Source organism: Ruegeria sp. BE10, from assembly GCF_056538905.1.
In genome coordinates this window covers 19,766-46,327 of the sequence record NZ_JBQFTX010000008.1, presented here as the reverse complement: position 1 = coordinate 46,327, position 26,562 = coordinate 19,766, and the positions used below count along the sequence as shown (strand labels likewise).

Here is a 26,562-nt window from a genome sequence, read left to right as displayed (position 1 = left end):
CGTTGCTGTTGGATCACCTTCCTACGGTCGTGGTTGGGCGAAAATAGGGCAGCCGTGCCGGGTTTGGTTTCGTCCGAAAACTGATGCGCCGCTGCATCAACCAGGCTTATCTGAGGATCGGAATCTGTGCCCCATCACCCGATTGCAAGGCCCGTGGTTTGGGGCCACCGGTGGCCCAGTCCAACAATTCAACCGTGTGCAAAACGGGAATATCTGTACCCGAGCCGATTTGCATCATGCAACCAATATTGCCCGCCGCGATCATGTCGGGCTTCTTGGCCTCAAGCGTTTTCACTTTGCGCTGCTTCAACTGGCCCGAGATTTCCGGCTGCATCAGGTTATACGTACCAGCGCTGCCACAGCACAAATGGCTGTCAGCAGGCTCTAATACGGTGAATCCAGCCTTTTTCAACAAAGTCTTGGGATGAGTTTTGATCTGTTGCCCATGCTGCAGAGAACATGCCGCGTGATAGGCAACGGTCAAGTTCTGGTTCGTACCTTCGGGAAGGTCCAGACGCATCAGCAATTCGCTGACATCCATCGCGATATCCGCCACCCGCGCAGCGTCTTCTGCCAGCGGATCGTTGCGGAACATGTGCCCGTAATCCTTGACCGTCGTGCCGCAACCTGAGGTGTTGATAACAATGGCGTCCAGTCCACCGCCATCCATCTCGGCCGTCCAGGCCTTGATATTGGCTCGGGCCGCTTTGTGACTGTCGCCGGTCTTGCCCATGTGATGGGTCAGCGCGCCACAGCACCCGGCTCCTTTGGCCACCACAACCTCACACCCCAACCGGGTCAGCAGGCGAATGGTTGCGTCGTTGATATCGGTGTTCAGCGCCTTTTGCGCACAGCCCGTCATCAAAGCCACGCGTTTCTTGCGCGGTCCCTTGGACACAAAGCTTTGCGGGTCGTCATTTCGGCTGACCGGAGGGATATGCTTGGGCGCCATATCTAACATCGCCCGCAGCCGCGCATCCGGCATGAGGAAACGAAGCGGGCGACCCAGTTTCGCCCCTAGTAGCGCCCAGCGGAATCGTGTCGGGTAGGGCAGAATTTGCGCCAGTATCCAGCGCAGCGCACGATCACTGAAGGGGCGATTGTAATTCTGTTCGATATAGTCCCGCGCGTGATCAACCAGATGCATGTAATGCACGCCGGACGGACAAGTTGTCATACAAGCCAGGCAGGACAGACAACGATCGATGTGCCGTACCGTTTTTTCATCCGGCACACGCTCATTCTCAAGCATGTCCTTGATCAGATAGATACGTCCGCGCGGGCTGTCGAGTTCGTCGCCCAGTACCTGATAGGTGGGGCAGGTGGCAGTACAGAACCCGCAATGTACACAGCTGCGCAGAATTTCATTCGCGCGCTGGGTCGCCGGGTCCTTTAGCTGTTCTTCGGTAAATGTCGTCTGCATCAATTTATCCCATCAGGCCCGGATTGAAGAGGCCGCGTGGATCAAAACGCTGTCTTAATCCCCGTGTTAGAGCCTTAACTTCGGCAGGTTCAGGCTGAAATTGACCCAATGTTTCTATTGTATCTGCTCCAGCCCGTACCAGTGTTGCGTGGCCGTCAAATGCACCCAAACGTGCGCGCAGATCGGTTCCTTGTGAGACCCGCGCCCAGATCAATCCCCCGCCCCAATCGAACAGAAGCTGGTCCGCTGCCAGATGCATCGAAACATCGGGCGCGTCGCTTGGCTTGACCGAAATCCGCCAGACGTCGCCGTCTAGACCCTGAAACGGCTTAACATCACGCAGACCTTGCCACAGGTCCGCAGAATCCGGGATTTCTGTGACCTCACCAAATCTGGTTAATACTGATCTCAGCTGGCCCAAGCGATAGGACACCGAATCGGAAAACCCCTCGATCCGCAAATAGGTGCGCCCATCTTGAGGGTCATACGCGGCCCCGTTGACCTCAAATGGAGATTTCAGCGCTGCGGACATGGCTTGCACTGCGTCTTCAGCATCCGCGACCTGTACAGCCAAGGTCGCGGTGGATTCGGGCTTTGGCAGCACTTTCAGTGACACTTCGGTTAAAATCCCCAACGTGCCCCAGGACCCTGCCATCAATTTGACCAGATCGTATCCGGTGACGTTTTTCATCACCCGGCCACCGTTCTTGATCACCTGCCCATTGCCATCGACATACCGCACACCCAGCAGGAAATCCCGGCAGGCCCCGGCTTGAATACGCCGTGGGCCCGAGATATTGGCCGCCACGACACCGCCGATGGTGGGCTCTCCGCCCGTGCCCAGCAGACCACGATGATCCATAGGCTCAAACGGCAATTGCTGGCCTTCTGCTTCCAGAGCGGCCTCAATTTCGGCCAAGGGTGTGCCGGCCTGCGCCACAAGGGTCAGCGCGCCGGGTTCATACAGGGTTATGCCGCTTAGGCCCGCGGTGTGAATGGTTGCGTCTGGCCCGCCAATACCACGGGTGCCACCACCGGCAATACGCACCGGATGGCTCAGTCCGGCCACCATCTCGGCCAGTTCGGTTTCCGTCTTGGGTTTCATCGCATATCTTTTGTGTTAGAGCCTTTTATTCCGCGGCCAGACGCACATCGCGCCGGGATGCTGACGCGTCCAGAGGGAACACTTTGGCGGGGTTCAGCAACCATTTCGGATCAAACACATCCTTGATCGACATCTGTGCTTCCAGGTCTTGCGGCGCGTATTGATGTGTCATCAAATCCCTCTTTTCCACGCCTACCCCGTGTTCACCCGTCAGGCAGCCGCCTACATCGACGCATAGCCGCAGAATGTCGGCGCCAAACGCCTCGCATTTCTCAAGATCACCGGGTTTGTTGGCGTCGAACAGGATCAGAGGGTGCATGTTACCATCACCCGCATGAAACACATTACCGACGGGCAGGCCGTAGTCTTGGCTCATCTCGCCGATCCGGCGCAACACTTCGGGCAGGGACGAGACCGGGATCGTACCGTCCAGACACATATAGTCGTTCATCTGCCCCATGGCCCCAAAGGCCGATTTCCGGCCCAACCAAATCTTGGCGCTTTCCTCGGGCGATTGGCTTTCGCGAATTTCCACCGGGTTATGGCGTTTGGCAATCTCGACGATCTTCGACAGCTGATAGTCGATCTCGGCCTCGGACCCTTCGACCTCGATGATCAGCAGCGCCGTGCAATCGGGATAGCCTGCTTTGGCAAAATTCTCACAAGCCCTGATGCACAGCGTGTCCATAAACTCGATCGCGACGGGCAGAATGCCCGATTTGATAATATCCGAGACACAATGCCCGGCGACTTCGTTGTCGTCGAAACCAATCAGAACCGGCCGGGCGCCCTCGGGTTTGCGCAGTATGCGAAGCGTTGCTTCGGTCACGACACCCAATTGCCCTTCCGAGCCGCAAATCACCCCCAGCAGGTCCAATCCACCTGCATCCAGATGCGCGCCGCCGATTTCAACCACACTGCCGTCCATCAAAACCATGGTCACGCCCAGCAAGTTGTTGGTCGTCACACCGTATTTCAGGCAATGCGCCCCGCCGGAATTCATCGCGACATTGCCCGCGATGGCGCAGGCCAGTTGTGACGAAGGATCGGGGGCGTAAAAGAAATCCTCTTCCTCAACGGCCCCGGTCACGCTCAGATTGGTGCGGCCGGTCTGAACGCGGATAAAGCGATTGTCATAATCGGTCTCCAACACCTCGTTCATGCGGGCGATGCCCAGAATGACGCAATCCGCCGTCGGCAATGCCCCGCCCGCCAGAGACGTGCCCGAACCGCGCGGCACCACCGGCACGCCTTCGGCATGGCAGATGCGCAGCACGTCCGAGACCTGTTGCGTGGTCGCCGGCAATACTGCCAGCATCGGAGGGCACTTGTACGCCGTCAGCGCATCGCACTCATACGCGAGGGTTTCAGCAGCATCATGGATCACGGCATCTTGGGGCAAAACCTCCAGCAATTGCTGCAAAACGGCGTCCCTGCGGCGCAGAATATCTGGGTTTGGCGTTGGCATGTCCATGGCGAGCCCTCCGGTTTGGTAAATTAATATTACCAATTTCTACATCTGGCAAGTTCTCTTGGCCGCGCGTAGTGTCGCGACCATGACCTGGATTGAACGCGCCCTGGTGTTTTCACCACTCGACTATGCGGCCATTGTGCTGCTGTTTTGTGCCTGGCAGTGGATCGGCTGGCGGATCGACAATCCCTCACCGCGCAAGAATTCCGTCACGATGATGATGGATGATTTTCGCCGCAACTGGATGCACGAGATGGTAACGCGCCAACCGCGCATGTTTGATGCGCAGATGGTTGGCACCATGCGGCAGGGCAGCACGTTTTTCGCCTCGACCACGATGATTGCCATTGGCGGCGGGCTGGCCTTACTGGGCAATACCGAACGTCTGGCCGGGGTGGCGCAGGATTTAGCCATAGGCAGCGCCCCGGCGCTGGTCTGGGAGATCAAGATTCTGATCGTACTGGCATTTCTGTCCAACGCGTTTCTGAAATATGTCTGGGCGCATCGCCTGTTCGGCTATTGCGGGGTGCTGATGGCCGCCGTGCCCAATGACCCCGAAGACCCGCAGGCCTATCCCCGGGCCGCGCAAGCCGCCGAGATTTGCGTCACCGCCGCACGCAGCTTCAACCGTGCCCTTCGGGCGACCTATTTTGCGCTGGCCTCGGTGACATGGATATTGGGGCCGGTTGCCCTGATCATCGGCACCACCGTCACCTTTGGCGTGTTGTACCGGCGGGAATTTGCCTCGCATTCACGATCGATCCTGATGGACCTGCCACCCAACACAGGTTCGTGATGACGCGGGTGCGTCGCACACCCTATGGTCAGCGCATGCGATACCTGATTCTCAGTGCCTTTCTGGCCAGCCCTGCCCTTGCCGATCCGTCGGTGATCGAGAATGTCTCAGCCGGTCAGAGCGGCGATACCTGGCGATTCGACGTGACGATCCGCCATCCCGATACCGGCTGGGATCATTACGCCGATGGCTGGCGCGTGCTGGATATGGACGGCAACGAGCTGGGCATGCGCGTGTTGCACCATCCACATGAGAATGAGCAGCCCTTTACCCGGTCGCTAAGCGGTGTGGCCATTCCCGACGGTGCCACACAGGTTCAGATTCAGGCACGCTGCAATGTTGATGGTTGGAACGAAGACACTACGGTCGTTGATCTGAACTGAGGCTCAGAACACGCCCAGAGTCAGACCCGCAGCCAAAGCAGCACCAATCTCGCGGCATTGGTCCAATTGGTCGTCTGGAACAGTCTTTTCCGCCAAAATCGCCTCGGGCGTTTGCGCATGGGTGCAGATGATCAGTGGCGGTTGCACCTCTTTCAACCGCCAGCCGGTTGCGATCCGGGCGATTTGGCGCGCGGCGTTCTCGCCATCGGACCCGGCGCACACCATCTGGGCATAGGGACGGCCTTCGATCTTGCCCAGTACGGGATAATAGCTGCGGTCGAAAAACTCTTTCATCAAACCCGAAATCGCGGCCAGATTCTCGGGCGCGCAGAACAGGTAGCCATCGGCGCGCAGGAGATCGTCCGGTCCGGCCTGATCGGCGGGTTTCAGGATGGTTTCGGCCTCATCCTGCGCGGCCTCAGCCGCGGCTTCGGCCATTTGCCGGGCGCCGCCGGTGCGCGAATGGTAGACGATCAAAAGCTGCGCCATGTCAGACCCGGTGGTAAGGGCCGCCCGACAGGATGGTTGCAGCCCGGTACATTTGCTCGGCAAGCATCACACGGACCAGCATATGGGGCCAGACCATTGACCCGAATGAGATAGAAAAATCGGCCTCGTCCCGCAGATTAGGGTCTATTCCGTCCGCCCCGCCAATGATCAGCGCCAAATCCTGACGCCCGGCATCGCGCCATCCGCCCAGTTTCTTGGCAAAATCCGGCGAGGACATCACCCGCCCGCGTTCGTCCAGGGTGCAGATCACAGCCCCCTTGGGCAGTGCCTTGCGCAGCAGCGCACCTTCGGCCCCCATGCCTGCGTTTTTCTTGTCCTCAACCTCGATCACACGTGCAGGACCAAGGCCCAGTGCGCGGCCGGTCCGGTCAAATCGGGTCAGGTAATCGTCAAGCAGGGTCTTCTCCGGTCCGGCACGCAATCGCCCGACCGCACAAATGCTTATACGCATATTTCTCTCGCCGCCGGCCTGTTAATGCAGGCCGGGATGGCGCCTCAGTTCGCCGAGGCGCTGCCGCCCTGGGGCAGCCACATCTTTTCCAGCTGATAGAATTCACGCACTTCGGGGCGGAAGATATGGACGATCACGTCGCCCGTATCGATCAGCACCCAGTCGCCGGCATCCTTGCCTTCGACCTTCGAGGTGAAACCGAATTCCTGCTTGATGCGATCCGTCAATTTTTCCGCCATGGCCGAGACCTGACGGGTCGACCGACCCGAGGCAATCACCATGTGATCCGCAACCGAGGACTTGCCTTGCAGGTTGATCTGCACGACATCTTCGGCCTTGTCATCGGAAAGTGAGGAAAGGATACGTTCAAGCAGCTTGTCGCTGATTGACTGAGAGTGAGCCATTACATTGGCCCGGTCATCGGCGGGCAAACCCGCCTGGGTATGTAGAGACAGAACATAGTCCTCCTTTGCTGCGCGCCGTAAAACCCCGGCGCCGGGGTACTAATAAGGTAACAAGGGGAATGCAACATTTCAATGAAACGCCGCTATGCGGGGCGCACAGGGGATCACTCTTTGGCGACCTGTTGCGTGGCTGCGTCGGACAACAACCGAACCTCGCGCTGGGGGAAGGGGATGGAAATACCTTTGGATTTAAACGCATCCCACAGGGCCAGATAGACATTGCCGCGGATATTGGTCAGGCCCTTGGTCGGGTCACTGATCCAGAACCGCAGGACGTAATCCACGCTGCTGTCACCAAACCCGGTGATGTGGCAGACCGGCTCGTGCTTACCGCCACTTAAAACGCGCGTCACGGATTTGACCGCACCGATGGCCGTTGCACGGACATTATGCGGGTCGTCGTCGTAGCTGGTGCCGAACTCCAGGTCCAATCGCACGAATTTGTCGGAATGCGACCAGTTCACCACCTGATTGGTGATCAGATCCTCGTTCGGAATCAGGTATTCCCGCCCGTCCCGCGTCACGACCGAGACATAACGCGCGCCCAGCGCATTGATCCAGCCGAACGTGTCGCCCAACGAGATCACGTCGCCCGGCTTGATCGACCGGTCCATCAGGATGATTATCCCGGATATCAGGTTGGACACCACCTTTTGCAGCCCGAACCCGATCCCCACACCAATCGCACCGGACAGCAGCGCAATACCGGTCAGGTCAAACCCAAGCGTGCGGATGGCTGCCAGAAAGACAGCGCCATACAGCAGCACCTGAATGCCCTTGGCCAACAACACCTGCATGGATGGGGTGATGTCGTCATTGTTCATCAGCCCCCGCTCAGCCGCGCGGGTGCCAATACGGGCCAGCGTCAGCAAAATACCGATCAGCAGAACCGCCTTGATGATCCCCAGCGCCGAGATGTGCAGATCGCCGATGGAAATCGCTACCCCGTCCAGAAAATCGGCCACGTCATCGGTCAGATTCAGCGCAATCAGCGTTGCATAGACCCACATGGCCCATTTGAATATCCGCCGCAGGGTCCGGTTGCGCACCAGCCGCGCCACCAGGGCAATGGCCAGCCACGCCAAGGCCAAAGTCGCAAACACGCCGATAATGTAACTGCGCGACGGCCAGGTGACTTGCTGCATCAAAAGATACAACGCCCAGGACATCACCACGAAATAAACCAGCGTCAGGCGCTGCATTAACTGTACCAATGTACGCAGCCGCCATTTCGGCCAGCCCGAGCGGGACCGGGCCCAGGTCTCCCACCGGCCTTGCGTTGCCAATTTCAAAAGGAGGGCCAACCCCCAAAGAACAACAATGATGACCAACTGGTGCTGTCGCCAACCGGGGGTGACAATCAGTTCGACAAGGTTTTCGAATTGCACGGAAAAGCCCGCGACCATGTTTTCATAAAGGTCCGACAGCGAGCTGGGGATCAGGTCCTGATTCATGGTTCCAGCTTGGACAGCGTTGCTCAATGATGCAAGTCTGACACCGGATTGAACCTTGATTGACAGCAAAGCCCGATATATCTGGTGCGCATGAGACTCAATCTGGCCCCTGCACCGACGTTGCAAGACCGCACGCGCCTGCGTGAACGGTTCTTTGGGGCCGCCCGCACGGTTCTGGCCCGCCTATAAGGCGCGTCCAGCCACTCGCCAGCTATTTCTCATTTAAATACGGGAGAGGACCAATGTCCCCCAAAACACTCTATGACAAAATCTGGGATGCCCATGTCGCGCACGAAGCCGATGATGGCACCTGCCTGCTGTATATCGACCGCCACCTGGTCCACGAAGTGACCAGCCCGCAGGCGTTCGAAGGCCTGCGCATGGCGGGCCGCAAGGTGCGCGCCCCAGAAAAAACCATCGCCGTGCCGGATCATAACGTTCCGACTACACCGGACCGCGTGAACGGGATCGAAAACCCGGAATCGCGCATTCAGGTCGAAGCGTTGGACAAGAACGCCAAGGATTTCGGCATTCACTATTACCCAGTGCATGACGTCCGTCAGGGCATCGTGCATATCGTCGGCCCGGAACAGGGCTGGACCCTGCCCGGCATGACCGTTGTCTGCGGCGACAGCCACACTGCCACCCATGGCGCGTTTGGCGCGCTGGCCCACGGTATCGGCACGTCTGAGGTCGAGCATGTTCTGGCCACACAGACTCTGATCCAGAAGAAATCCAAGAACATGAAGGTCGAGATCACCGGCAAATTGCAGCCAGGCGTGACCGCCAAGGACATCACTCTGGCCGTGATTGGTGAGACCGGTACGGCTGGCGGCACCGGCTATGTCATCGAGTATTGTGGCGAAGCGATCCGTGATCTGTCGATGGAAGGTCGCATGACCGTCTGCAACATGGCCATCGAAGGTGGCGCCCGGGCGGGCCTGATAGCGCCGGACGAAACGACGTTTGAATATGTCAAAGGTCGCCCGCACGCTCCTAAAGGTGCGCAATGGGAAGCGGCTTTGAACTGGTGGAAAACGCTCTACACCGACGAAGACGCGCATTTTGACAAGGTTATCACTCTGCGCGGCGAAGACATTGCGCCAGTCGTCACATGGGGCACCAGCCCCGAAGACGTCCTGCCGATCACCGCAACCGTGCCGAACCCCGAGGATTTCGAAGGCGGCAAGGTCGAGGCGGCCCGCCGCTCGATCGAATATATGGGCCTGGAAGCGGGCCAAAAGCTGAGCGATGTGGAAATTGACACCGTCTTTATCGGGTCCTGCACCAATGGCCGGATCGAAGACCTGCGCGCTGCCGCCGAAATTCTGAAGGGCAAAAAGATCAAAGATGGTCTGCGGGCCATGATCGTTCCCGGCTCGGGCCTGGTGCGCGCGCAGGCCGAAGAAGAGGGTCTGGCGGATATCTTCAAAGCAGCAGGCTTTGAATGGCGTCTGGCTGGGTGTTCGATGTGCCTGGCGATGAATCCGGATCAGCTGGCACCGGGGGAACGCTGTGCCGCGACTTCAAACCGCAACTTCGAAGGACGTCAGGGCCGGGGCGGACGCACCCACCTGCTGAGCCCGGCAATGGCTGCCGCTGCGGCAATTACGGGACGGCTGACAGACGTCCGTGAATTGATGTAAAGTCTCCTCATATCTAGATATTTGAGGGATTGAACACATGAGTGACTGGATCAAATGGTTCCTGCTGGGGCTGCTGTCGATAGCATTTGGCGTCTTTGCGCTGGGCAATGCGATTGCAGCTTCAGTTGCGGTGACGGTGGTGACCGGGGTGTTGCTGCTGATTGCAGGCGCGTTGCAGGTTGTCGGCGGGTTCACCGTCGAAGGCACCGGCAACAAGATCCTGTCTCTCATCATGGGTGTGGTGATGCTGTTTCTGGGCTGGTCCTTCCTGGATCACCCGCTGCAGGGGACCTTGACCTTGGCGACGGTGATGCTGGTTCTGTTTATGGCAGGCGGCATCGCGCGGGTCATTCTGTCGTTCCAAATGAAAGGAACGCAGTTTTTCTGGCCCACGATGATCTCGGGCATCTTGTCGATCGTCCTCGCCGCTATCATCTGGACGTATGTGGGCAAGGAACCCCAGGCTCTGCTGAGCATTCTGGGGATCTTCCTGGGCATTGAGATGCTGTTCAACGGGTTCGGATTGGTCTTCATGGCGCTCTTCATCAAGAACGCACCCAAAGACGAAACAATAGAAGCGAAACAGGCTTAAACGCGGGGCACGGGCGCAGCCTTCTCCCGCAGGAGTGTGAACATGGAAAAGTTTGACAAAGTCCACGGGGTGGCTGCCCCAATGCCACTGATCAATATCGACACCGATATGATCATTCCGAAAGTGCATCTGAAAACCATTAAACGGTCCGGCCTTGGCGTCGTGCTGTTTGATGAGATGCGCTACCACGATGACGGGCAGGAGAACGAAGAATTCGTCCTGAACCAACCCGCCTATCGTGAAACCGAGATTCTGGTGGCAGGCGACAATTTCGGCTGCGGCTCGTCCCGCGAGCACGCGCCCTGGGCAATCAAGGATTTCGGCATCAAGGTGGTGATCTCGACCAGCTTTGCCGACATCTTCTATAACAACTGCTTCAAGAACGGCATTCTGCCGATCGTGGTCGAAGAAGAACATCACGCGCTGCTGATGGAAGATGCCCACAAGGGTCAGAACGCCCGCATGACCGTGCATCTGGAAGATCAGCAAATCACAACATCGGATGGCGTCGTGATCGAGTTTGACGTCGACCCACACCGCAAACACTGCCTGCTGAACGGTTTGGACGATATTGGCCTTACGATGGAAAAAGACCATCACATCGACAAATTCGAGGATCACGCAGGCCAGGCCCGCCCCTGGGTGTGATTCTGTGGATGAATCTGTGGATACTCAACCTAATGGGGTCGCCTCGGCGGCCCCATTCGCATTCTTGGGGTCAAAAGTCTAACTACCACAAGATATAGGTATCAATTTGAGATACACGTCGGATTTGCGTCAAAAATGATGCAATCCCGCACCAGTTGCGCCATCATTTTGCCCGAAACTACGTGTTTTCTGCACCCTGGCTTGAGCGAAATGTCGCTTATCGTCAAAGTTGGCGAGACAGAGGCATCCGTCATAAAAAAATGCGGCGGGCACAAGTTGGAACGTAAGTCGGCACAGAATCGGCTACTCCGGTTTGGAAAGGGTTCGGATAGTGATTGCGCGCACAACTGGGGCGGCAATTCGGGGAATAATGGTTGCACTGATGGTGCTAACCCCCGCGTTGTACTTGCCCGTATCGTCAACGAATGGCACCGAGATTGTCGTCTTTCTCGCCATTCTCGCATTCTTTCTGACGTTTGCTGAATATAACTCGGCCTTTCCCAGCTTTATCGAATTCCGCGACGCACCACCTGTGAACCGCCTGCGTTTTGTCGGGTTGATGTCGATGATCACTTTCCTGACGCTGATCTGCAAAAACGCCTATGCGCCCAGCGATCTGACCGGGCTTTTCTATGCGTTGGGGCTGGGCATCGCCAATGTTGTCGATTTCCCTTATTCGCCGGTTCGGCTGGTTGTGCTGGTGCTGCCCGCCGATGCCAACGCGCCGCTGATCGAATTGGTGCGTATCTCGGCCAGTGTTGCTTATGTTGCCGCGCTAGTGACCATTGCCAGCTTTGCCTATGCGGTGAAGATGCGCGGCTGGCCTACCGGCAACGGTGCGTTCAACGTCTGGACCAACCTGCCTCTGTTTGACCCGACCAAGGGCGGGGACGTCGTCACCCGCCTGCAACGGGACGGGCGCCTGAATATCTCAATCGGGGTGCTGCTGCCATTCCTGATTCCAGCGCTGATCAAATTACTGACTGACTATGCCAACCCGATCTCGCTGAGCAATCCTCAGACCATGATCTGGACCATGAGCGCCTGGGCCTTTTTGCCCGCCTCGATGATCATGCGCGGCATGGCGACATTACGCATCGCCAATCTGATCGTTGAAAAGCGCCGCGCCTATTCCACGGCTGAGTCCACACAGGCCGCATGATCCGCATTCTTCTTCTGTTGCTGTTGCCGGTTATGGCACAGGCAGAAACGCTGCGCATTGCCACCTTCAACACCGAGCTGAACCGCGACGGGCCGGGTCTGTTGCTGCGCGATATCCGGCGCGGCGATCCACAGGTACAGGCGGTGGTCGACGTTCTGGTCGCCGCCCGACCAGATATCGTCAGCTTGCAAGGCATCGACTGGGATATGGACGGGCAGGCTTTGACTGCTTTGGCCGATCTGTTGCGGACCGCTGGACTGGACTATCCCCATCACTTTGCCGCCCAGCCCAATGCGGGGCTTGAGACCGCTTTGGACCTGAACGGAGACGGGCGCACCCATGGTCCGGCAGACGCGCAGGGCTGGGGTCGTTTCACCGGTCAGGGCGGGCTTGCGGTGCTGTCACGGCACCCTATCCGCACCGACACTGTGCAGCAGTTTACGGATCTGCTGTGGCGCGATCTGCCGGGCGCGCAATTGCCAGTGACGGAAGACGGCCCCTTCCCATCGGAACAGGCCCAGCCCATTCAGCGCCTGTCCGCTGTTGCCCATTGGATCGTACCTGTGGACACACCCATTGGTTCGCTGGATCTGATGACATTTCACGCGGCCCCACCAGTGTTTGACGGCCCCGAGGACCGCAACGGGTTGCGCAACCGCGACGAAATCCGCCTTTGGTCCGCAGTTCTGGACGGAGAATTGGGGCATAGGCCCCAAGGCCCCTTCGTGATCGCCGGAGATGCCAATCTGGACCCGACACGCGGCGATGGGCGGAAAGAGGCAATACAGGCGCTGCTGGCCGATCCGCGCTTGCAGGACCCACACACAGATCAACCATTGGAGTCCCAGACTACTGTGGTCTGGAAGGCGGTGGGCGAAATGCGGGTGGATTACGTGCTGCCCTCGGCCGACCTGCAAGTTACCGCAGCGGGGGTGTTCTGGCCCAAACCGGGCACACCTCTGCGCATCGCCGCCGAACAGGCCAGCAGACACCGGTTGGTCTGGGTCGACATTGCTGCGCCCAAGCAGCTTTCGCACTGATCCATTCATTTAACTTCTGTTATTGCCGCCAGACTCGGAACGTGTATTCATTTATGAATGGACAAATCTCTTACTCATGCCGACTGGTCTTTGATCCAAAGCTTTCTGGCCGTGGCTCAGACCGGCTCGCTTTCGGCAGCAGCGCGGCAGCTGGACCGAAGCCAACCTACGCTGGGCCGCCAAATCCACGCGCTTGAGGATGAGCTGGGCGTGTCCTTGTTCGACCGGCATGCCCGCGGCCTGAAGCTCAGCGATGTTGGGGCGCAACTGCTGCCGATGGCGCAACAGATGCATTCAGCGATGACGTCATTCAGCCTGACGGCGGCAGGTCAGGCACAGCAACTGGAGGGGACGGTGCGCATCACCGCCTCGGTCTTTGCATCGCATCATCTGCTGCCACCAATTCTGGCACAGATCCGGGCCCAGGAACCTGCCATTCAACTGGAACTGGTGGCAACGGACACGATCGAAAACCTGCTGTATCGCGAGGCCGACATTGCCGTGCGCATGTATCGCCCGGAACAGATGGACCTGATCTCGCGCTATCTTGGGGATGTGAATCTGTGTTTTTGCGCGGCCCGCACTTATCTGGATCGCGCCGGGCGGCCAACACGCCCCGAAGAACTGTTCGACCACGATCTGGTAGGCTTTGACGCCAATGAACAGATCATCACTAAGATGCGCGCGCGAGGGTGGCCCGCCAGCAGGGACAGCTTCGCCACCCGCTGTGACCTGCAAAGCGCCTATTGGCAACTGGTCCGTGCGGGATGCGGAATCGGCTTTACCCAGATCGAAGTGGCAAAGGCTGATCCGGATGTCGAAATAATACCGCTGGATGTTGATGTTCAGACCTTGCCAGTCTGGCTGGCCGCACCGCAGGCCATGCGTCAGACCCCGCGCATTCGCAGGGTCTGGGATTTGCTGGCGGACGGGTTGAAGGCCAGCCTTTAAAGCGCGCCGGTATAGGTGCCGCGCGGCGGGTAGTTGTTGCCCAGAGTGAATTTCAGACCGCCAACAATGTCGGACATGGCAGGTCGGGCAAAGGGCGTCGTCTGTTGCCACGCATAGTAAAGCATTCGATTCGGGGCGATGAAGAAATGACCTGGTTCGGCGAACAGGTCAGGTTCGGCGCTGCCTTCGCGCGCGGTTGAGATGTTCAGCCCCCAATCATCCCGCGCCGCAGCCATTGGCAGGCTGTGTCCCACACGCAGCCGCGAAACACCGGCCTTCTCGGCCGTTTCCGCGGCGCGCTCGGCCGTGTCTGTGGTGATCATGATCACTTCGATACCAAGCTCGGCAAATTCATCCAGCGCCGCTTCGACCTCGGCCATCTGCTTGATACAGATCGGACAGTGCAGGCCGCGATACTGAATCACCAACGTGCCATTTTCGCCCTTGCCCGTATCCAAATCGAAACGTCCATGGCTTATGGTTTCAATTTTCAGCTCAGGAACGGGGTTTCCCGGTATCAACATGTGTTTTCCTCGTGAATTGGCCGGATCGTCTCATTGACCCGATGCGGCGCAGACGCTAGGGCCTTTGCGACGAAACGCAAGGAGATCCTTCATGTCCAACCCCTCGCTCCTCATCCTGCCCGGAGACGGAATTGGCCCCGAAGTCATGGCCGAAGTGCGCAGAGTAATCGATTGGTTCGGCGAAAAGCGCGGCCTTCACTTTGACGTGAGCGAGGATCTGGTGGGCGGTGCGGCCTATGACGCGCACGGCAAGCCCCTGTCGGACGAGACCATGGCCAAGGCGCAGGAAGTTGACGCCGTTCTGCTGGGCGCTGTTGGTGGTCCGAAATACGACGATCTGGATTTCAGCCTCAAGCCCGAACGCGGGTTGCTGCGACTGCGCAAGGAAATGGACCTGTATTCCAACCTGCGCCCTGCACAGTGCTTTGACGCGCTGGCCGATTTCTCGTCGCTGAAAAAAGACATCGTCGCCGGTCTTGATATCATGATCGTGCGCGAGCTGACCTCGGGCGTCTATTTCGGCGAACCCCGGGGAATCTTCGAAGAAGGCAATGAGCGCGTCGGTATCAACACCCAGCGCTATACCGAATCCGAGATCGAACGCGCCGCGCGCTCGGCCTTTGAACTGGCGATGCGCCGGAACAAAAAGGTCTGCTCGATGGAGAAGGCCAATGTCATGGAATCGGGCATCTTGTGGCGCGAGGTCGTGGACCGTGTGGCCAAGGAATACCCCGAGGTCGAGCTGTCGCACATGTATGCCGACAACGGCGCGATGCAGCTGGTGCGGGCACCCAAACAATTTGACGTGATCCTGACCGACAACCTGTTCGGCGATATCCTGTCGGATTGTGCCGCGATGCTGACCGGCTCGCTGGGCATGCTGCCGTCGGCGTCCTTGGGGGCACCGATGGCCAATGGCCGCCCCAAGGCGATGTACGAACCGGTCCACGGCTCGGCCCCCGATATCACGGGTCAGGGCAAAGCCAACCCGATCGCCTGTATCCTCAGCTTCGCCATGGCACTGCGCTATAGCTTTGATCAGGGCGAAGAGGCGGATCGACTGGAGGCCGCGATCGAGAAGGTTCTGGCAGACGGTGTCCGCACCGGTGACTTGCTGGCCGATGAGGGCGTTCAACCAGTCTCGACCACCGAAATGGGTGACGCGATTCTGGCGGCGCTGGACAGCAGCCTCTGATCCGCTTTCACATCAGACAAATAAAAGGCGGTGCCACGCGCACCGCCTTTTTTATTGGTGCATCAGTTGCCGAAGATATTGTTCAGCAGATTGTTGATGGCATTTTCAAACCCACCCTGCCTGCGGCGTTGTCGCTGCGGCTGTGCTACCTGTTTAGGTGGATCCGGGGCCAGCATCGGCAGCGGTGTGGGTGTCATACCTTCGGTCACGCGCAGCATGGTTTCTTTCCAGATCTCTGCGGGCAGCCCACCCCCGGTAACTCCGGACAGGGGTGTGTTGTCGTCATAACCCATCCAGACACCGGCCACGTAATCTGCTGTAAATCCGATAAACCACGCATCCCGCGCCGCCTGCGTCGTGCCTGTCTTACCGGCCACCTGCCAGCCCGGCAGTTGCGCCCGTGCGCCGGTCCCCTCGGACACCACACGCTGCATCATCCAGGTCAGCTGCTTGGCGGCCTTGTCGTTGATCACCCGCTCACCAATGCCCGAGCTGGTCACCATCACCGGCGTATCATCCTCCAGCAGCTTCAACTCTGACAGGCCATAGGGTTCCACGGCCGAGCCACCATTGAGGATACCGGCATAGGCACCGGTCATCTCGATCAGCGTGCTTTCCGACGCGCCCAGCGCCAAGGCCGGCCCCTGCGCCAGATCGCTGTCGATGCCGAACTCACTGGCGACCGTGCGGACATTGTCCAGACCGGCAACTTCGGCCACTTTCACCGCCGGGATGTTCAGCGAATTCTTCAGTGCATCTGCCAGCGTAACCCGACCATAGAACTTGTGGGTATAGTTCTTGGGACACCACTGACCGGACCCTGGAATGTTGACGCAATAGGGCTCATCCACAACCGTATCCAGCGGTGAATAGCCCAGCTCCAAAGCAGTGGCATAGACAAACGGCTTGAAGGACGACCCGGTCTGTCGCAATGCCTGCGTGGCGCGGTTGAACGCACCCGAGACCCGCGTTTGGCGCCCGCCGACCATGGCGCGTACGGCGCCGTCTGCCGACATCACCACAATTGCGGCCTGCGCTTTGGACCCTTCGCGAACCTTCTCCTGAAAGATGTATTTCAGCGCTTCTTCTGCCGATTTCTGCAAGCGCTGGTCCAAGGTCGTCTTGATCACCACATCATCCGTGGTATCTGCCCCAAAGTAACTGGGCAGCTCGGTAATGACCCAATCGGCGAAATACCCGCCGGCCCGTGCTGCTGCGGCCTCGGACAGTTGTGCGGGGTTGCTGCGGGCACTGCTGGCTTGCGCGGTTGTCAGATAGCCCTGCGCCTCCATCAGCCCTAGCACCAGCCGCCCCCGATCCTGCGAGCGTTGCAGGTTGTTCGTGGGCGCATAACGCGTGGGGGCCACCAGCAGACCGGCCAGCATCGCCGCCTGCGCCGGGTTCACCTCGGCTGCAGAGATACCGAAATAGCGCTGGCTTGCGGCCTCGAACCCGCGGGCACCGGCACCAAGGAACGCGCGGTTGAGATAGATGGTCAGAATCTCATCCTTGGAATACTTGACCTCCATCGCAATCGCATAGACCGCTTCCTTGGCCTTGCGCCACAATGATCCCTGGCGACAGTCCGATTCATATGCTTTCTCGGATTCCCACTCGCTGGGCACGTAGGGCACGCCCAAGCACAACAGCTTTGCTGTCTGCTGCGTGATGGTTGATCCGCCATGGCCTGACAGCGGCCCACGCCCCTCGCTCAGGTTGATGCGCACAGCACTGGCCACACCTCGGGGGCTGACGCCGAAATGGCGATAGAACCGCTTATCCTCGGTGGCGACGACAGCGTTTTTGAGGTGCGGTGAAACAGTGCCCGCCGTGATCACCCCGCCGAACTGATCCCCGCGCCAAGCAAAGACCTTGCCGTTGCGGTCCAACAGCGTGACCGACCCCCGCGCCCGACCGTCCAGCAGTTCATTCACATCTGGCAGCGTGGTGTAGACAACTCCAACAGCCAGCGCCAACAGCATCGCAACCACCGCGCCGACACGCCAGGTTATGCCCCAGATCAACCGCCAGACCCACCGGAAGAAACGGCGGAAAATACCCCCACCACCGCCACCGGATTTCCGGCGCGTTTTCTTACGCGTGGTCTTGCGCGTCGTCGTTTTGCGCGCGGCCGCCTTCTTGCCCGCGGGTTTCGTGGTGCGCTTGGTCGTCGTCGGCTTGCGCCTTTTCGACGGGTATCTTTTATCCGCGACAAGCGGTGCCTTTCGGCGCCTGGACTCAGTCATGCTCAAACTCTGCCCGGTTATCGTTTTGAGGCACAATACAATGCCACGCCGGTGAAGTAGAGGTCTGAAATTCCGGCAATCACCCTCTATAGCGTGCCTATTTATTACTCAATTGTTACTTTTTGTGCAAAAATTGTGCACTTCCCCACGCATTCACCCGGCGTCGTCCCTCCTTACCCGTTCCTTACTGCGGTCAGGCACGCTCTTTTTTCTGCAGGTGCAAACAGACCGGACCGCAGAGGGGACCAACGTGAAACTGATTATTGCGACAATCAAGCCGTTCAAGCTTGAAGAGGTGCGCGAGGCACTGACCGACGCAGGCCTACAAGGCATGATGGTGACCGAGATCAAGGGCTTTGGCTCTCAATCTGGTCACACAGAAATCTATCGCGGCGCTGAATACGCAGTGAATTTCGTGCCCAAAATCAAGTTGGAGATTGTGGTGCCTGCCACGATGGCCGACCAGATCGTCGAAACCATCACCAAAACCGCCCGAACCGGCAAGATCGGCGACGGCAAGATTTTCGTCCTCGATGTCGAGCAGGCCCTGCGCGTGCGGACCGGGGAAATGAACGAAGAGGCGCTTTAAGTGCCCTCCATTCCAAAAATTCGAGGACTGACTATGAACCTGATGAAATCTCTCATCCCTGCCGCCGCGATTGTCGCGCTGCCGCAGATGGGTCTGGCGCAAGAGGCTGCCGTCGAAGGCGAGGCCGCGCTGCACACCCAGTATATCTTTACCACTCTGCTGTTCCTGATGGGCGGCTTCCTCGTTTTCTTCATGGCTGCTGGCTTTGCCATGCTAGAAGGCGGGCTGGTGCGTTCCAAGAACGTGGCCATGCAGATGATCAAGAATGTGGCGTTGTTTTCGATTGCCGCGATCATGTACTGGCTGATCGGCTTCAACCTGATGTATCCGGGCGATGGCTGGTCCATCTCCGGCTGGCTTGGTCCGTTCTTCTCAACCACCGTGCTTGATCCCGTTGGCGTCGGCGCCGATGCAGCGGCTCTGGATTATGCCTCAATCGGTTCGGATTTCTTCTTCCAACTGGTCTTCGTTGCCGCAACCGCGTCGATCGTCTCGGGTGCCGTGGCCGAACGTATCAAGCTGTGGCCCTTCTTGGCCTTCGTTGTGGTGCTAACCGGTATCATGTACCCGATCACAGGCTCGTGGCAGTGGGGCGGCGGCTGGTTGTCCGAAGCCGGATTCTCGGACTTCGCTGGCTCGACCGTGGTGCATTCGGTCGGTGGCTGGGCGGCTCTGGCCGGGGCCATCATCCTGGGTCCGCGCATCGGCAAGTACAACAAAGACGGCAAGGTCCACCCGATCCCGGGTTCGAACCTGGCGCTGGCAACCTTGGGAACGTTCATCCTGTGGCTGGGCTGGTTCGGCTTCAACGGCGGCTCGCAATTGGCTATGGGCACCGTGGGGGATGTCTCGGACGTGTCGCGCATCTTTGCCAACACCAACATGGCCGCCGCTTCGGGGGCTGTCGCGGCGCTGATCATGACCCAGCTGTTGTACAAAAAGCCTGACCTGACCATGGTACTGAACGGCGCACTGGCCGGTTTGGTGTCGATCACGGCCGAGCCTCTGGCCCCGACCCTGTTCGGTGCGCTGTGGATCGGTGCCGTGGGCGGTATCATCGTGGTCTTTGCGGTTCCGATGCTGGACAAGTTCAAGATCGACGACGTGGTCGGTGCCATCCCGGTTCACCTGTTCTGCGGTATCTGGGGCACCATCGCCGTCATCTTCTACGGCGAGGCCACGCTGATCACACAATTGACCGGCATCATTGCCTACGGTGTGTTCACCTTTGTCGGAGCCCTGATCCTGTGGATGATCCTGAAAGCCACCGTCGGCATCCGCGTCAGCGAAGAGGACGAGATCAACGGCCTCGACATGGCGGAACTGGGTATGGAAGCGTATCCCGAGTTTTCAAAAGGCTAAGAGTCAACCACTCTCAAACAAAAAACCCGGGCGTTCGCGTCCGGGTTTTCATTTTTTAAAACTGCGGGATTTCAAACCCCGACGTCGACAATCGCCTTGGCCAGAATTGGCACGGTGGTCGCGTTCAGGCCGGCGATGTTCAGGCGGCTGTCGCCGACCATGTAGATACCGTGATCGTCGCGCAGTTTCTCGACCAGTTCCGGAGCCGCACCCAGGCGCGAGAACATGCCGCGGTGCTGAGCAATGAAACCAAAGCGGTCCGAGCCGCTCAGCCGCTGCAATTCATCCGACAGTTGCTGACGCAGGCCCAGCATGGACAGGCGAACATCTTCGAGCTCAGCAGCCCAATCGGCGCGCAGGGCGTCGTCATTCAAGATGGTGGTCACCACACGTGCACCGTGATCGGGCGGGAAGGAATAATTCTGGCGGTTCAGGAAGGCCAGCGTAGCCTGATTCAAGGCTGTCTGCGCCGCATCATCACTGATCGCCATCAACAGGCCGGTACGTTCGCGGTAGATGCCGAAATTCTTCGAGCACGACGCCGCGATCAGGCAGCGCTTGACCGACGAGGCTACCAGACGGGCCGCCTGCGCGTCCGCCTCCAGACCGTCGCCAAAGCCCTGATAGGCAATGTCGATCATCGCTACCAGACCACGTTCGTTGATCAGGTTCACGACCTCTTGCCACTGCACCATGTTCAGGTTGGCGCCGGTCGGGTTGTGGCAGCAGCCGTGCAACAGCACCACGTCACCCGCCTTGGCCGTCTTGAGATCCTCGATCATGCCATCGAAGTCGACGCCACGGGTATCGCCGTCGAAATAGCGATAGGGGACCATCTCCATTCCCAGATAGTTCAGAATCGACAGGTGGTTCGGCCATGTCGGGTTCGACACGAAAACGCGCGCCGATGGGTTGGCCATGCGGATCAATTCGAACGCCTGACGGCAGGCTCCGGTGCCGCCCGGGGTGGCCACGGCAGCGATGTTACCGCGTGGCACAGACGTGCCCAGGATCAGGCCGATCATCGCATCTGCATAAGCCGGGTCACCGGCCAGACCGGTATAGGCTTTGCTTTCCTGCTCTTCCAGAATGCGCTTTTCGGCGGCCTTCACCGCGCGCATCACCGGGGTCACGCCTTCGGCATTCTTGTAGACGCCGACGCCCAAATCGATCTTTTGATCACGCGGGTCTTCGCGGTACATCTGCACCAATGCCAGAATTTTGTCGGCAGGTTGCGGCTTGAGGTTCTCGAACATCAGTTCTCTCCGGTTGCGACGGGCAGGGTCGGGAAGGCACCCCATTCAGCCCAGGAGCCGTCATAAAGCGAATGATCTTTCTTGCCCAAGCGTTCCAACGCCAGGCTGAGGATGGCGGCGGTCACGCCCGACCCGCAGGATGTGATCGCGGGCTTTGACAGGTCCACACCCGCGGCTTCGAACACAGCGCGGCAATCGTCGGGCGATTTCATCGTACCATTCTTGTTCAGCAACAGGTCAAAAGGCACGTTGCGCGACCCCGGAATATGCCCCGACCGCAAACCTTCGCGCGGCTCAGCCGCAGTTCCGGCAAAGCGGGCGGCGGATCGGGCATCGATAATCTCATGATCGGCGAGTTTGGCTGCGGCCGATACCTGCGTCACATCCCGTACCAAATGGTTTTGCACTCGTACGGTCATATGGCGATCCCGAATGATCGGCGGCAGGTCTTCGATTTCGCGACCCTCAGCCTGCCATTTCGGCAAGCCGCCGTCCAAAACGGCGACGTTTTCCTGACCCATCAGGCGAAACAGCCACCAGACCCGCGCCGCAGACATCAACCCGGCACCGTCATAGACCACGACCTGATGTCCATCCCCCACACCCATCGCCCGCAAGCGCGACATGAATTTTTCGACCGGTGGTGCCATATGCGGCAAGTCCGAACGCTGATCGGATATATCATCGATATCGAAGAACCGCGCGCCGGGAATATGGGCGGCATCATATTCCGCCTTAGCATCCCGCCCCTGTTGCGGCAGATACCATGACCCGTCCAGAATCCGTAAATCAGGATCCTTGATATGGGCGGCAAGCCATTCGGTGGAAACGAGTGTTTTCGGATCGTCCAGCATCAAAGCCTCCCCTAAGCGAGCTTGAGTTTTCCCTATACGCGCACGCATTCGGGTTCAAGACTGGATGGGGCCTAGCCCGCCTAACGCGCGCGCCTGAGACGGAAAAACTGAACGATCCCGATCATACTGATCAGAATCCAGAAGGATTCGATCAACATCGACGCCAGATTGAAATTCTGAAGCAGCGAATAGACGATCAGGATCGACCCGGCGAGGTTCAGCACCGGGAATGCCAGATCGTCCGAATTCATCATCCGCATCTGAGTGGCAAAATACGCAGCCACCACGACCAAAGCACCGATTGAGCCAATCGCGTCCGCCAGTGTTAGAGTTTCCAGAAAAGCGCCCATATCTTGCCTATTACTATGTGGGGTCAGGTTCAGCCGATCGCGGCCAGCGCATCCAATTGTGCATAATGGTGCATGTTCAAAAAAACAGCCCCTTGATCACCGGCGCGATAGCCATGCGGCAGGTCCGCCGCAAATCGCAGGCCCTGTCCCGCCTCAAGCGCCACCCACTCCCCATCACGCAAAATCTCAAGCGCGCCGTTCAGGACAAAGACCTCTTCCGTCACGCCAGTCGCGTGGGCGGCGGATTCGTGGCTTTGGTTCGGCGCAAGTTCCACATGAAATGTCTCGGCCCGTAATGCGGGGTCAAAGGGAAAGACGATCTTAACTTCGATGCTGCCTGGAAAGGTCACCGTGCGAAACACGTCAGGCGTTGTCGTATCGCGCAGTGCCGCCGTGCCGATCAATGCGCTGAGGGGCAGTTGAAACCCTTTGGCAATCTTCCACAGCGTCGCGATGGTCGGGCTGGATTCGCCACGCTCGATCTGGCCCAGCATGGCTTTGCTAACGCCGGTCATCTCAGCCACCTTCGACAGGCTCAGCCCCGAGGCCGCCCGCACATCCCGCAGTTTCAGTGTAATATCGTCCGGTGCCATCTGATCGTCTTTCGAATCCTCTTGTGCGTTATAGCGCACATGTGGTACGTGCGCTATAACGCACACATCCCGCATATCGCAACCGGGGCAAAAGGGAAACAGCATCATGCCAATGTACCGATCCAGAACCTCCACCCATGGCCGCAACATGGCCGGTGCCCGCGGCCTGTGGCGCGCAACCGGTATGCAGGATGACGATTTCGGCAAACCGATCATCGCCATCGTCAACTCGTTCACCCAGTTCGTTCCCGGCCACGTTCACCTGAAGGACTTGGGCCAGATGGTCGCGCGTGAGGTTGAGGCAGCAGGCGGCGTCGCCAAGGAGTTCAACACCATTGCGGTGGATGACGGTATCGCCATGGGCCATGACGGAATGCTGTATTCGCTGCCCTCGCGTGAGGTGATCGCGGATTCGGTGGAATATATGGTCAACGCCCACTGCGCCGATGCGATGGTCTGCATCTCGAACTGCGATAAGATCACCCCTGGCATGCTGATGGCCGCTATGCGCCTGAACATCCCGGCCATCTTCGTCTCGGGCGGTCCGATGGAAGCGGGCAAGATCGACATCGCTGATCTGGACGTCAAAAAGATCGACCTCGTCGACGCGATGGTTGCCGCCGCTGATGACAAATACACTGACGAACAGGTGCAGCATATCGAAGAAAATGCCTGCCCCACCTGCGGGTCATGCTCGGGCATGTTCACCGCCAACTCGATGAACTGCCTGGCCGAAGCGCTGGGTCTGGCGCTGCCCGGCAACGGTTCGACCCTGGCCACGCACGCCGACCGCAAAGAGCTGTTCCTTGAGGCCGGTCGCCGCATCGTCGAGATCACAAAACGCCATTATGATCTGAACGAAAAAGGCTTCCTGCCGCGCGAGATCGCAACCTTTGAGGCGTTTGAAAACGCCATGAGCCTCGACATTGCCATGGGTGGATCGACCAACACGGTTCTTCACCTGCTGGCCATCGCGCATGAAGGCGAGGTGCATTTCACCATGTCCGACATGGACCGCCTTAGCCGCAAAGTCCCCTGCCTGTGCAAGGTGGCACCAAACACTGAAAACGTACACATGGAAGACGTTCACCGCGCCGGGGGTATCTTCTCGATCCTGGGTGAGCTTGGCCGAGCGGGGCTGCTGCACGAAGATTGCGCCACCGTGCATTCCGCCACGATGGGTGAGGCAATCGCGAATTGGGACATCAAGGTCGCCAACAACCCCAAAGCGCAAGAGCTGTTCAAGGCCGCCCCGGGGGGCGTGCGCACCACCCAAGCCTTCAGCCAATCGAACCGGTACAAGGAACTGGATATCGACCGCGAAGGCGGTGTAATCCGGTCGAAAGAGCATGCCTTCAGCCAGGATGGCGGTCTGGCGGTTTTGTTTGGCAATATCGCTCGGGACGGCTGTATCGTGAAAACTGCAGGCGTTGATCCCGCCAGCCTGACCTTCACCGGATCGGCCTATGTCTGCGAAAGTCAGGATCAGGCGGTCAATGACATTCTGACCGGCAAAGTCGTAGCGGGCGACGTCGTGGTGATCCGCTATGAAGGCCCGCGCGGCGGTCCGGGGATGCAGGAAATGCTGTATCCGACCTCGTATCTGAAATCCAAAGGTCTGGGCAAAGCCTGCGCCCTGCTGACTGACGGTCGGTTCTCGGGCGGTACATCGGGCCTGTCGATTGGCCACGTCTCACCCGAAGCCGCCGAGGGCGGTGAGATCGGACTGGTGCGCCCGGGCGACAAGATCGAGATCGACATCCCGAACCGCAGCATCCATCTGGCCGTATCAGACGAAGAACTTGCAGCACGGCGCGAAGAGCAGGACGAAAAGGGCTGGGTGCCGGCCGAGCCACGCAAGCGCAAGGTGTCGACCGCACTGAAGGCCTATGCCAAGCTGACAACCAGCGCGGCGAAAGGAGCCGTGCGTCAGGTCTGAACCGGGTTGCGGTAGGTAGATTATAGGCCTCGCTGTATTGCACAGCGGGGCCTTTTCATTTTTGAATGCCAACTTGATCAAAAGGAGCTCTGATGACGATTTGGCGTCCGTATCAAGGCATTCGGGTCAAGGCGATCGGCTTGCTATGGAGAGGTCCCAGTCTCTTGGTCGCCGACGTCCATGACGACAGTGGCAATCTGAAAGGTGTCCGTCCGCTTGGCGGTACAGTTGAGTTCGGCGAAACTTGGCAGGACGCGCTGAAACGCGAATTTCACGAGGAGCTTGGCGTTGACATTCAGATTTCCGGCGCGCCTTTGGTTTTGGAGAACATTTATCGCCACGAAGGCCAGCTGGGGCACGAGATAATTTTCGCCACAGAAGTGACTCTGTCAAATCCATCTGCCCTACCAAAACATGCGATCACCTTTGCCGAGGACAACGGACTCATGTGCAGAGCCAGTTGGCGCGACCTCAGTGAACTCGATACGGATAGCGGACCAAATTTGTACCCTATCGGTCTGAAACGCGAACTGATCGTTACCTGAGTCTTCTCAGACAGCCTCCCGCGCCCGACCCGCACCATCGGCTACGCCGACGCTACGTTCGGCCTTGGGCCCGGCGCCGCGCAGTGCGCAGCGCCGGGCCCAACTAGAGGAGACGTCTCGTCAGAGACATTGACGACAGGCGGAAGTGCCTGCCTTATGGCAGGTCAATCGCCTAGTTTGGCGTGAACTTCGTCCAGATCAATCTCACCAATCGGCATCTTATTTGCCGGGTTCTCAAAATCGTATCGGAACAGTTCGAAATCCTGTTTGTAGATTTCGTAGACCAAATGCATGGACAGATCGTCGAAATAATCCTCGACCGGATGCGCACGTTTGGGGCCATGCCCTTCGGATTCGTTGAACCGTGGAATATCTGAAAGGCTGACCGCGTGAGGTGTGTCCAGATTGTCCAGCACCCCCTGCATTCCGTCATTGAATTTCTCGGTCCAGAAAATGTTGTCGTAGCGTCCACCATTTACGATGAAAGTCGAGACATGCCCTGACACGGCTGACCAGTGAATGTCCGGGTCCATCGGTCGGCGCCAGCGGATCGTATCCCGCGCAAACAGCAAAAAGCGGCGAAAACTGGCGATCTGGTCAAACTCGCCCTTGCCGTCATCGCCGCCCACTTCGATCCCGTAATTATAGATCAGCGTCGGCACCAGATTGCCCCGATACCGGCTGCCATTGCGCTGAATACCGCAAATCTTGTCGAAGAACGAGCTGAGTATCCGGGTGTACGGATTGCGCACACAGGTAAAAGAGTATGAGGCGTGTTTGCGAATATTGCCGGAAATCCGGGCCTGGCTGTCGGCAAAGGCCCATTTGTGCATACCGTCCTTGGCGTCATGAATATCGCCGTCGAAAAACCGACCGTGGTCCGAGTAGTACATAATCTGCCCGATGGTCGAGCACGCACATTTCGGCACAACACGGTACACCATACTCTCACTCTCGGTCATCCATGTACCGGGAAAACCCATCTGCAATGCCTCCTCAGCGGGTCAAAATAA

The 26,562-nt window shown here is 58.6% G+C and carries 28 protein-coding genes; 14 read left to right on the top strand and 14 right to left on the bottom strand.

Annotation, left to right across the window (positions count from 1 at the left end):
• Positions 1-106 precede the first annotated feature (106 nt).
• Genes glcF through ACR0M2_RS16525 form a run of 3 tightly spaced genes read right to left on the bottom strand, consistent with a single transcriptional unit; the run spans position 107 to position 4,002 of the window.
• Complete coding sequence (gene glcF, locus ACR0M2_RS16535; protein WP_480706091.1) at positions 107-1,423, bottom strand: glycolate oxidase subunit GlcF; 1,317 nt, start codon at positions 1,421-1,423, stop codon at positions 107-109.
• A gap of 4 nt (positions 1,424-1,427) precedes the next feature.
• On the bottom strand, positions 1,428-2,528 hold the full coding sequence (gene glcE, locus ACR0M2_RS16530; RefSeq protein WP_170413088.1) for a glycolate oxidase subunit GlcE: 1,101 nt from the start codon (positions 2,526-2,528) through the stop codon (positions 1,428-1,430).
• A gap of 25 nt (positions 2,529-2,553) precedes the next feature.
• A complete protein-coding gene (locus tag ACR0M2_RS16525) occupies positions 2,554-4,002 on the bottom strand; it encodes an FAD-linked oxidase C-terminal domain-containing protein (protein WP_480706089.1) in 1,449 nt (482 codons plus the stop codon).
• An 82-nt stretch (positions 4,003-4,084) separates the two neighbouring features.
• On the opposite strand from ACR0M2_RS16525, the gene ACR0M2_RS16520 reads away from it, so the two are divergent.
• A complete protein-coding gene (locus ACR0M2_RS16520; RefSeq protein WP_170361859.1) occupies positions 4,085-4,795 on the top strand; it encodes a DUF599 domain-containing protein in 711 nt (236 codons plus the stop codon).
• A gap of 35 nt (positions 4,796-4,830) precedes the next feature.
• Complete coding sequence (locus ACR0M2_RS16515; protein WP_480706087.1) at positions 4,831-5,178, top strand: hypothetical protein; 348 nt, start codon at positions 4,831-4,833, stop codon at positions 5,176-5,178.
• Between the two features lie 3 nt (positions 5,179-5,181).
• On the opposite strand, the gene ACR0M2_RS16510 is transcribed toward ACR0M2_RS16515, so the two are convergent.
• The 4 genes from ACR0M2_RS16510 to ACR0M2_RS16495 all read right to left on the bottom strand — a co-directional run bounded on the left by ACR0M2_RS16510 (position 5,182) and on the right by ACR0M2_RS16495 (position 8,057).
• The gene (locus ACR0M2_RS16510) at positions 5,182-5,667 is read right to left on the bottom strand and encodes a flavodoxin family protein (RefSeq protein ID WP_170351862.1); all 486 of its coding nucleotides are present in this window, start codon (positions 5,665-5,667) and stop codon (positions 5,182-5,184) included.
• A gap of 1 nt (position 5,668) precedes the next feature.
• Positions 5,669-6,139 (bottom strand): 23S rRNA (pseudouridine(1915)-N(3))-methyltransferase RlmH, encoded by a 471-nt coding sequence (gene rlmH, locus ACR0M2_RS16505; protein WP_480649148.1) that lies wholly within the window; start codon positions 6,137-6,139, stop codon positions 5,669-5,671.
• Positions 6,140-6,183: 44 nt separating this feature from the next.
• Entirely contained in the window at positions 6,184-6,543 is a 360-nt protein-coding gene (rsfS, locus tag ACR0M2_RS16500) for a ribosome silencing factor (protein WP_058276550.1), read from the bottom strand.
• Between the two features lie 164 nt (positions 6,544-6,707).
• Complete coding sequence (locus tag ACR0M2_RS16495) at positions 6,708-8,057, bottom strand: mechanosensitive ion channel family protein (RefSeq protein WP_170351860.1); 1,350 nt, start codon at positions 8,055-8,057, stop codon at positions 6,708-6,710.
• A gap of 90 nt (positions 8,058-8,147) precedes the next feature.
• On the opposite strand from ACR0M2_RS16495, the gene ACR0M2_RS16490 reads away from it, so the two are divergent.
• The 7 genes from ACR0M2_RS16490 to ACR0M2_RS16460 all read left to right on the top strand — a co-directional run bounded on the left by ACR0M2_RS16490 (position 8,148) and on the right by ACR0M2_RS16460 (position 14,096).
• Positions 8,148-8,246: an isopropylmalate isomerase gene (locus ACR0M2_RS16490; protein WP_170351859.1), complete on the top strand. Its 99-nt coding sequence runs from the start codon at positions 8,148-8,150 to the stop codon at positions 8,244-8,246.
• Positions 8,247-8,299: 53 nt separating this feature from the next.
• Positions 8,300-9,703, top strand: a complete 1,404-nt coding sequence (gene leuC / locus ACR0M2_RS16485; RefSeq protein ID WP_170413102.1) for a 3-isopropylmalate dehydratase large subunit — start codon at positions 8,300-8,302, stop codon at positions 9,701-9,703.
• 37 nt (positions 9,704-9,740) lie between these two features.
• A complete protein-coding gene (locus ACR0M2_RS16480; protein WP_170351857.1) occupies positions 9,741-10,295 on the top strand; it encodes an HdeD family acid-resistance protein in 555 nt (184 codons plus the stop codon).
• Positions 10,296-10,337: 42 nt separating this feature from the next.
• The gene (gene leuD / locus ACR0M2_RS16475; protein ID WP_170351856.1) at positions 10,338-10,943 is read left to right on the top strand and encodes a 3-isopropylmalate dehydratase small subunit; all 606 of its coding nucleotides are present in this window, start codon (positions 10,338-10,340) and stop codon (positions 10,941-10,943) included.
• A gap of 331 nt (positions 10,944-11,274) precedes the next feature.
• Complete coding sequence (locus ACR0M2_RS16470) at positions 11,275-12,105, top strand: hypothetical protein (protein WP_170361854.1); 831 nt, start codon at positions 11,275-11,277, stop codon at positions 12,103-12,105.
• The gene (locus ACR0M2_RS16465; RefSeq protein WP_480706085.1) at positions 12,102-13,145 is read left to right on the top strand and encodes an endonuclease/exonuclease/phosphatase family protein; all 1,044 of its coding nucleotides are present in this window, start codon (positions 12,102-12,104) and stop codon (positions 13,143-13,145) included. Before ACR0M2_RS16470 ends, ACR0M2_RS16465 begins: the two co-directional genes overlap by 4 nt.
• A 57-nt stretch (positions 13,146-13,202) precedes the next feature.
• Positions 13,203-14,096: a LysR family transcriptional regulator gene (locus ACR0M2_RS16460; RefSeq protein ID WP_480689770.1), complete on the top strand. Its 894-nt coding sequence runs from the start codon at positions 13,203-13,205 to the stop codon at positions 14,094-14,096.
• Here the strand turns inward: ACR0M2_RS16460 and ACR0M2_RS16455 are convergent.
• Positions 14,093-14,620 (bottom strand): redoxin domain-containing protein, encoded by a 528-nt coding sequence (locus ACR0M2_RS16455; RefSeq protein WP_170379343.1) that lies wholly within the window; start codon positions 14,618-14,620, stop codon positions 14,093-14,095. The two genes, ACR0M2_RS16460 and ACR0M2_RS16455, sit on opposite strands and share 4 nt — an antisense overlap.
• A gap of 91 nt (positions 14,621-14,711) precedes the next feature.
• Between ACR0M2_RS16455 and leuB the strand changes: the two genes are divergently transcribed.
• Complete coding sequence (leuB, locus tag ACR0M2_RS16450; RefSeq protein WP_170361851.1) at positions 14,712-15,815, top strand: 3-isopropylmalate dehydrogenase; 1,104 nt, start codon at positions 14,712-14,714, stop codon at positions 15,813-15,815.
• Between the two features lie 62 nt (positions 15,816-15,877).
• Here leuB and ACR0M2_RS16445 read toward each other — a convergent pair whose 3' ends face one another.
• Positions 15,878-18,061, bottom strand: coding sequence for a transglycosylase domain-containing protein (locus ACR0M2_RS16445; protein ID WP_170399375.1), 2,184 nt, complete (start codon positions 18,059-18,061; stop codon positions 15,878-15,880).
• 250 nt (positions 18,062-18,311) lie between these two features.
• Between ACR0M2_RS16445 and ACR0M2_RS16440 the strand changes: the two genes are divergently transcribed.
• Together ACR0M2_RS16440 and ACR0M2_RS16435 are read left to right on the top strand one after the other, a co-directional pair.
• Complete coding sequence (locus tag ACR0M2_RS16440) at positions 18,312-18,650, top strand: P-II family nitrogen regulator (protein WP_170351849.1); 339 nt, start codon at positions 18,312-18,314, stop codon at positions 18,648-18,650.
• A 33-nt stretch (positions 18,651-18,683) separates the two neighbouring features.
• Positions 18,684-20,012, top strand: coding sequence for an ammonium transporter (locus ACR0M2_RS16435; RefSeq protein WP_170399364.1), 1,329 nt, complete (start codon positions 18,684-18,686; stop codon positions 20,010-20,012).
• Positions 20,013-20,083: 71 nt separating this feature from the next.
• Here ACR0M2_RS16435 and ACR0M2_RS16430 read toward each other — a convergent pair whose 3' ends face one another.
• From ACR0M2_RS16430 to ACR0M2_RS16415, 4 genes are all read right to left on the bottom strand, one after another.
• Positions 20,084-21,268 (bottom strand): amino acid aminotransferase, encoded by a 1,185-nt coding sequence (locus ACR0M2_RS16430; RefSeq protein ID WP_170351847.1) that lies wholly within the window; start codon positions 21,266-21,268, stop codon positions 20,084-20,086.
• The gene (gene sseA, locus ACR0M2_RS16425; protein ID WP_170379352.1) at positions 21,268-22,122 is read right to left on the bottom strand and encodes a 3-mercaptopyruvate sulfurtransferase; all 855 of its coding nucleotides are present in this window, start codon (positions 22,120-22,122) and stop codon (positions 21,268-21,270) included. The genes ACR0M2_RS16430 and sseA overlap by 1 nt, the downstream gene beginning before the upstream one ends.
• 80 nt (positions 22,123-22,202) lie before the next feature.
• Positions 22,203-22,472: a CBU_0592 family membrane protein gene (locus tag ACR0M2_RS16420; protein WP_170351845.1), complete on the bottom strand. Its 270-nt coding sequence runs from the start codon at positions 22,470-22,472 to the stop codon at positions 22,203-22,205.
• Between the two features lie 29 nt (positions 22,473-22,501).
• A complete protein-coding gene (locus ACR0M2_RS16415) occupies positions 22,502-23,065 on the bottom strand; it encodes a helix-turn-helix domain-containing protein (RefSeq protein WP_480706249.1) in 564 nt (187 codons plus the stop codon).
• A gap of 106 nt (positions 23,066-23,171) precedes the next feature.
• Here ACR0M2_RS16415 and ilvD point away from each other — a divergent pair, with 106 nt between their 5' ends.
• Positions 23,172-25,004, top strand: coding sequence for a dihydroxy-acid dehydratase (ilvD, locus tag ACR0M2_RS16410; protein ID WP_480706083.1), 1,833 nt, complete (start codon positions 23,172-23,174; stop codon positions 25,002-25,004).
• A 92-nt stretch (positions 25,005-25,096) separates the two neighbouring features.
• Positions 25,097-25,549, top strand: coding sequence for an NUDIX hydrolase (locus tag ACR0M2_RS16405; RefSeq protein ID WP_425082265.1), 453 nt, complete (start codon positions 25,097-25,099; stop codon positions 25,547-25,549).
• 164 nt (positions 25,550-25,713) lie between these two features.
• Here the strand turns inward: ACR0M2_RS16405 and ACR0M2_RS16400 are convergent, their stop codons facing one another.
• Positions 25,714-26,532, bottom strand: a complete 819-nt coding sequence (locus ACR0M2_RS16400; RefSeq protein WP_425082266.1) for a sulfotransferase family protein — start codon at positions 26,530-26,532, stop codon at positions 25,714-25,716.
• Positions 26,533-26,562: the final 30 nt, after the last annotated feature.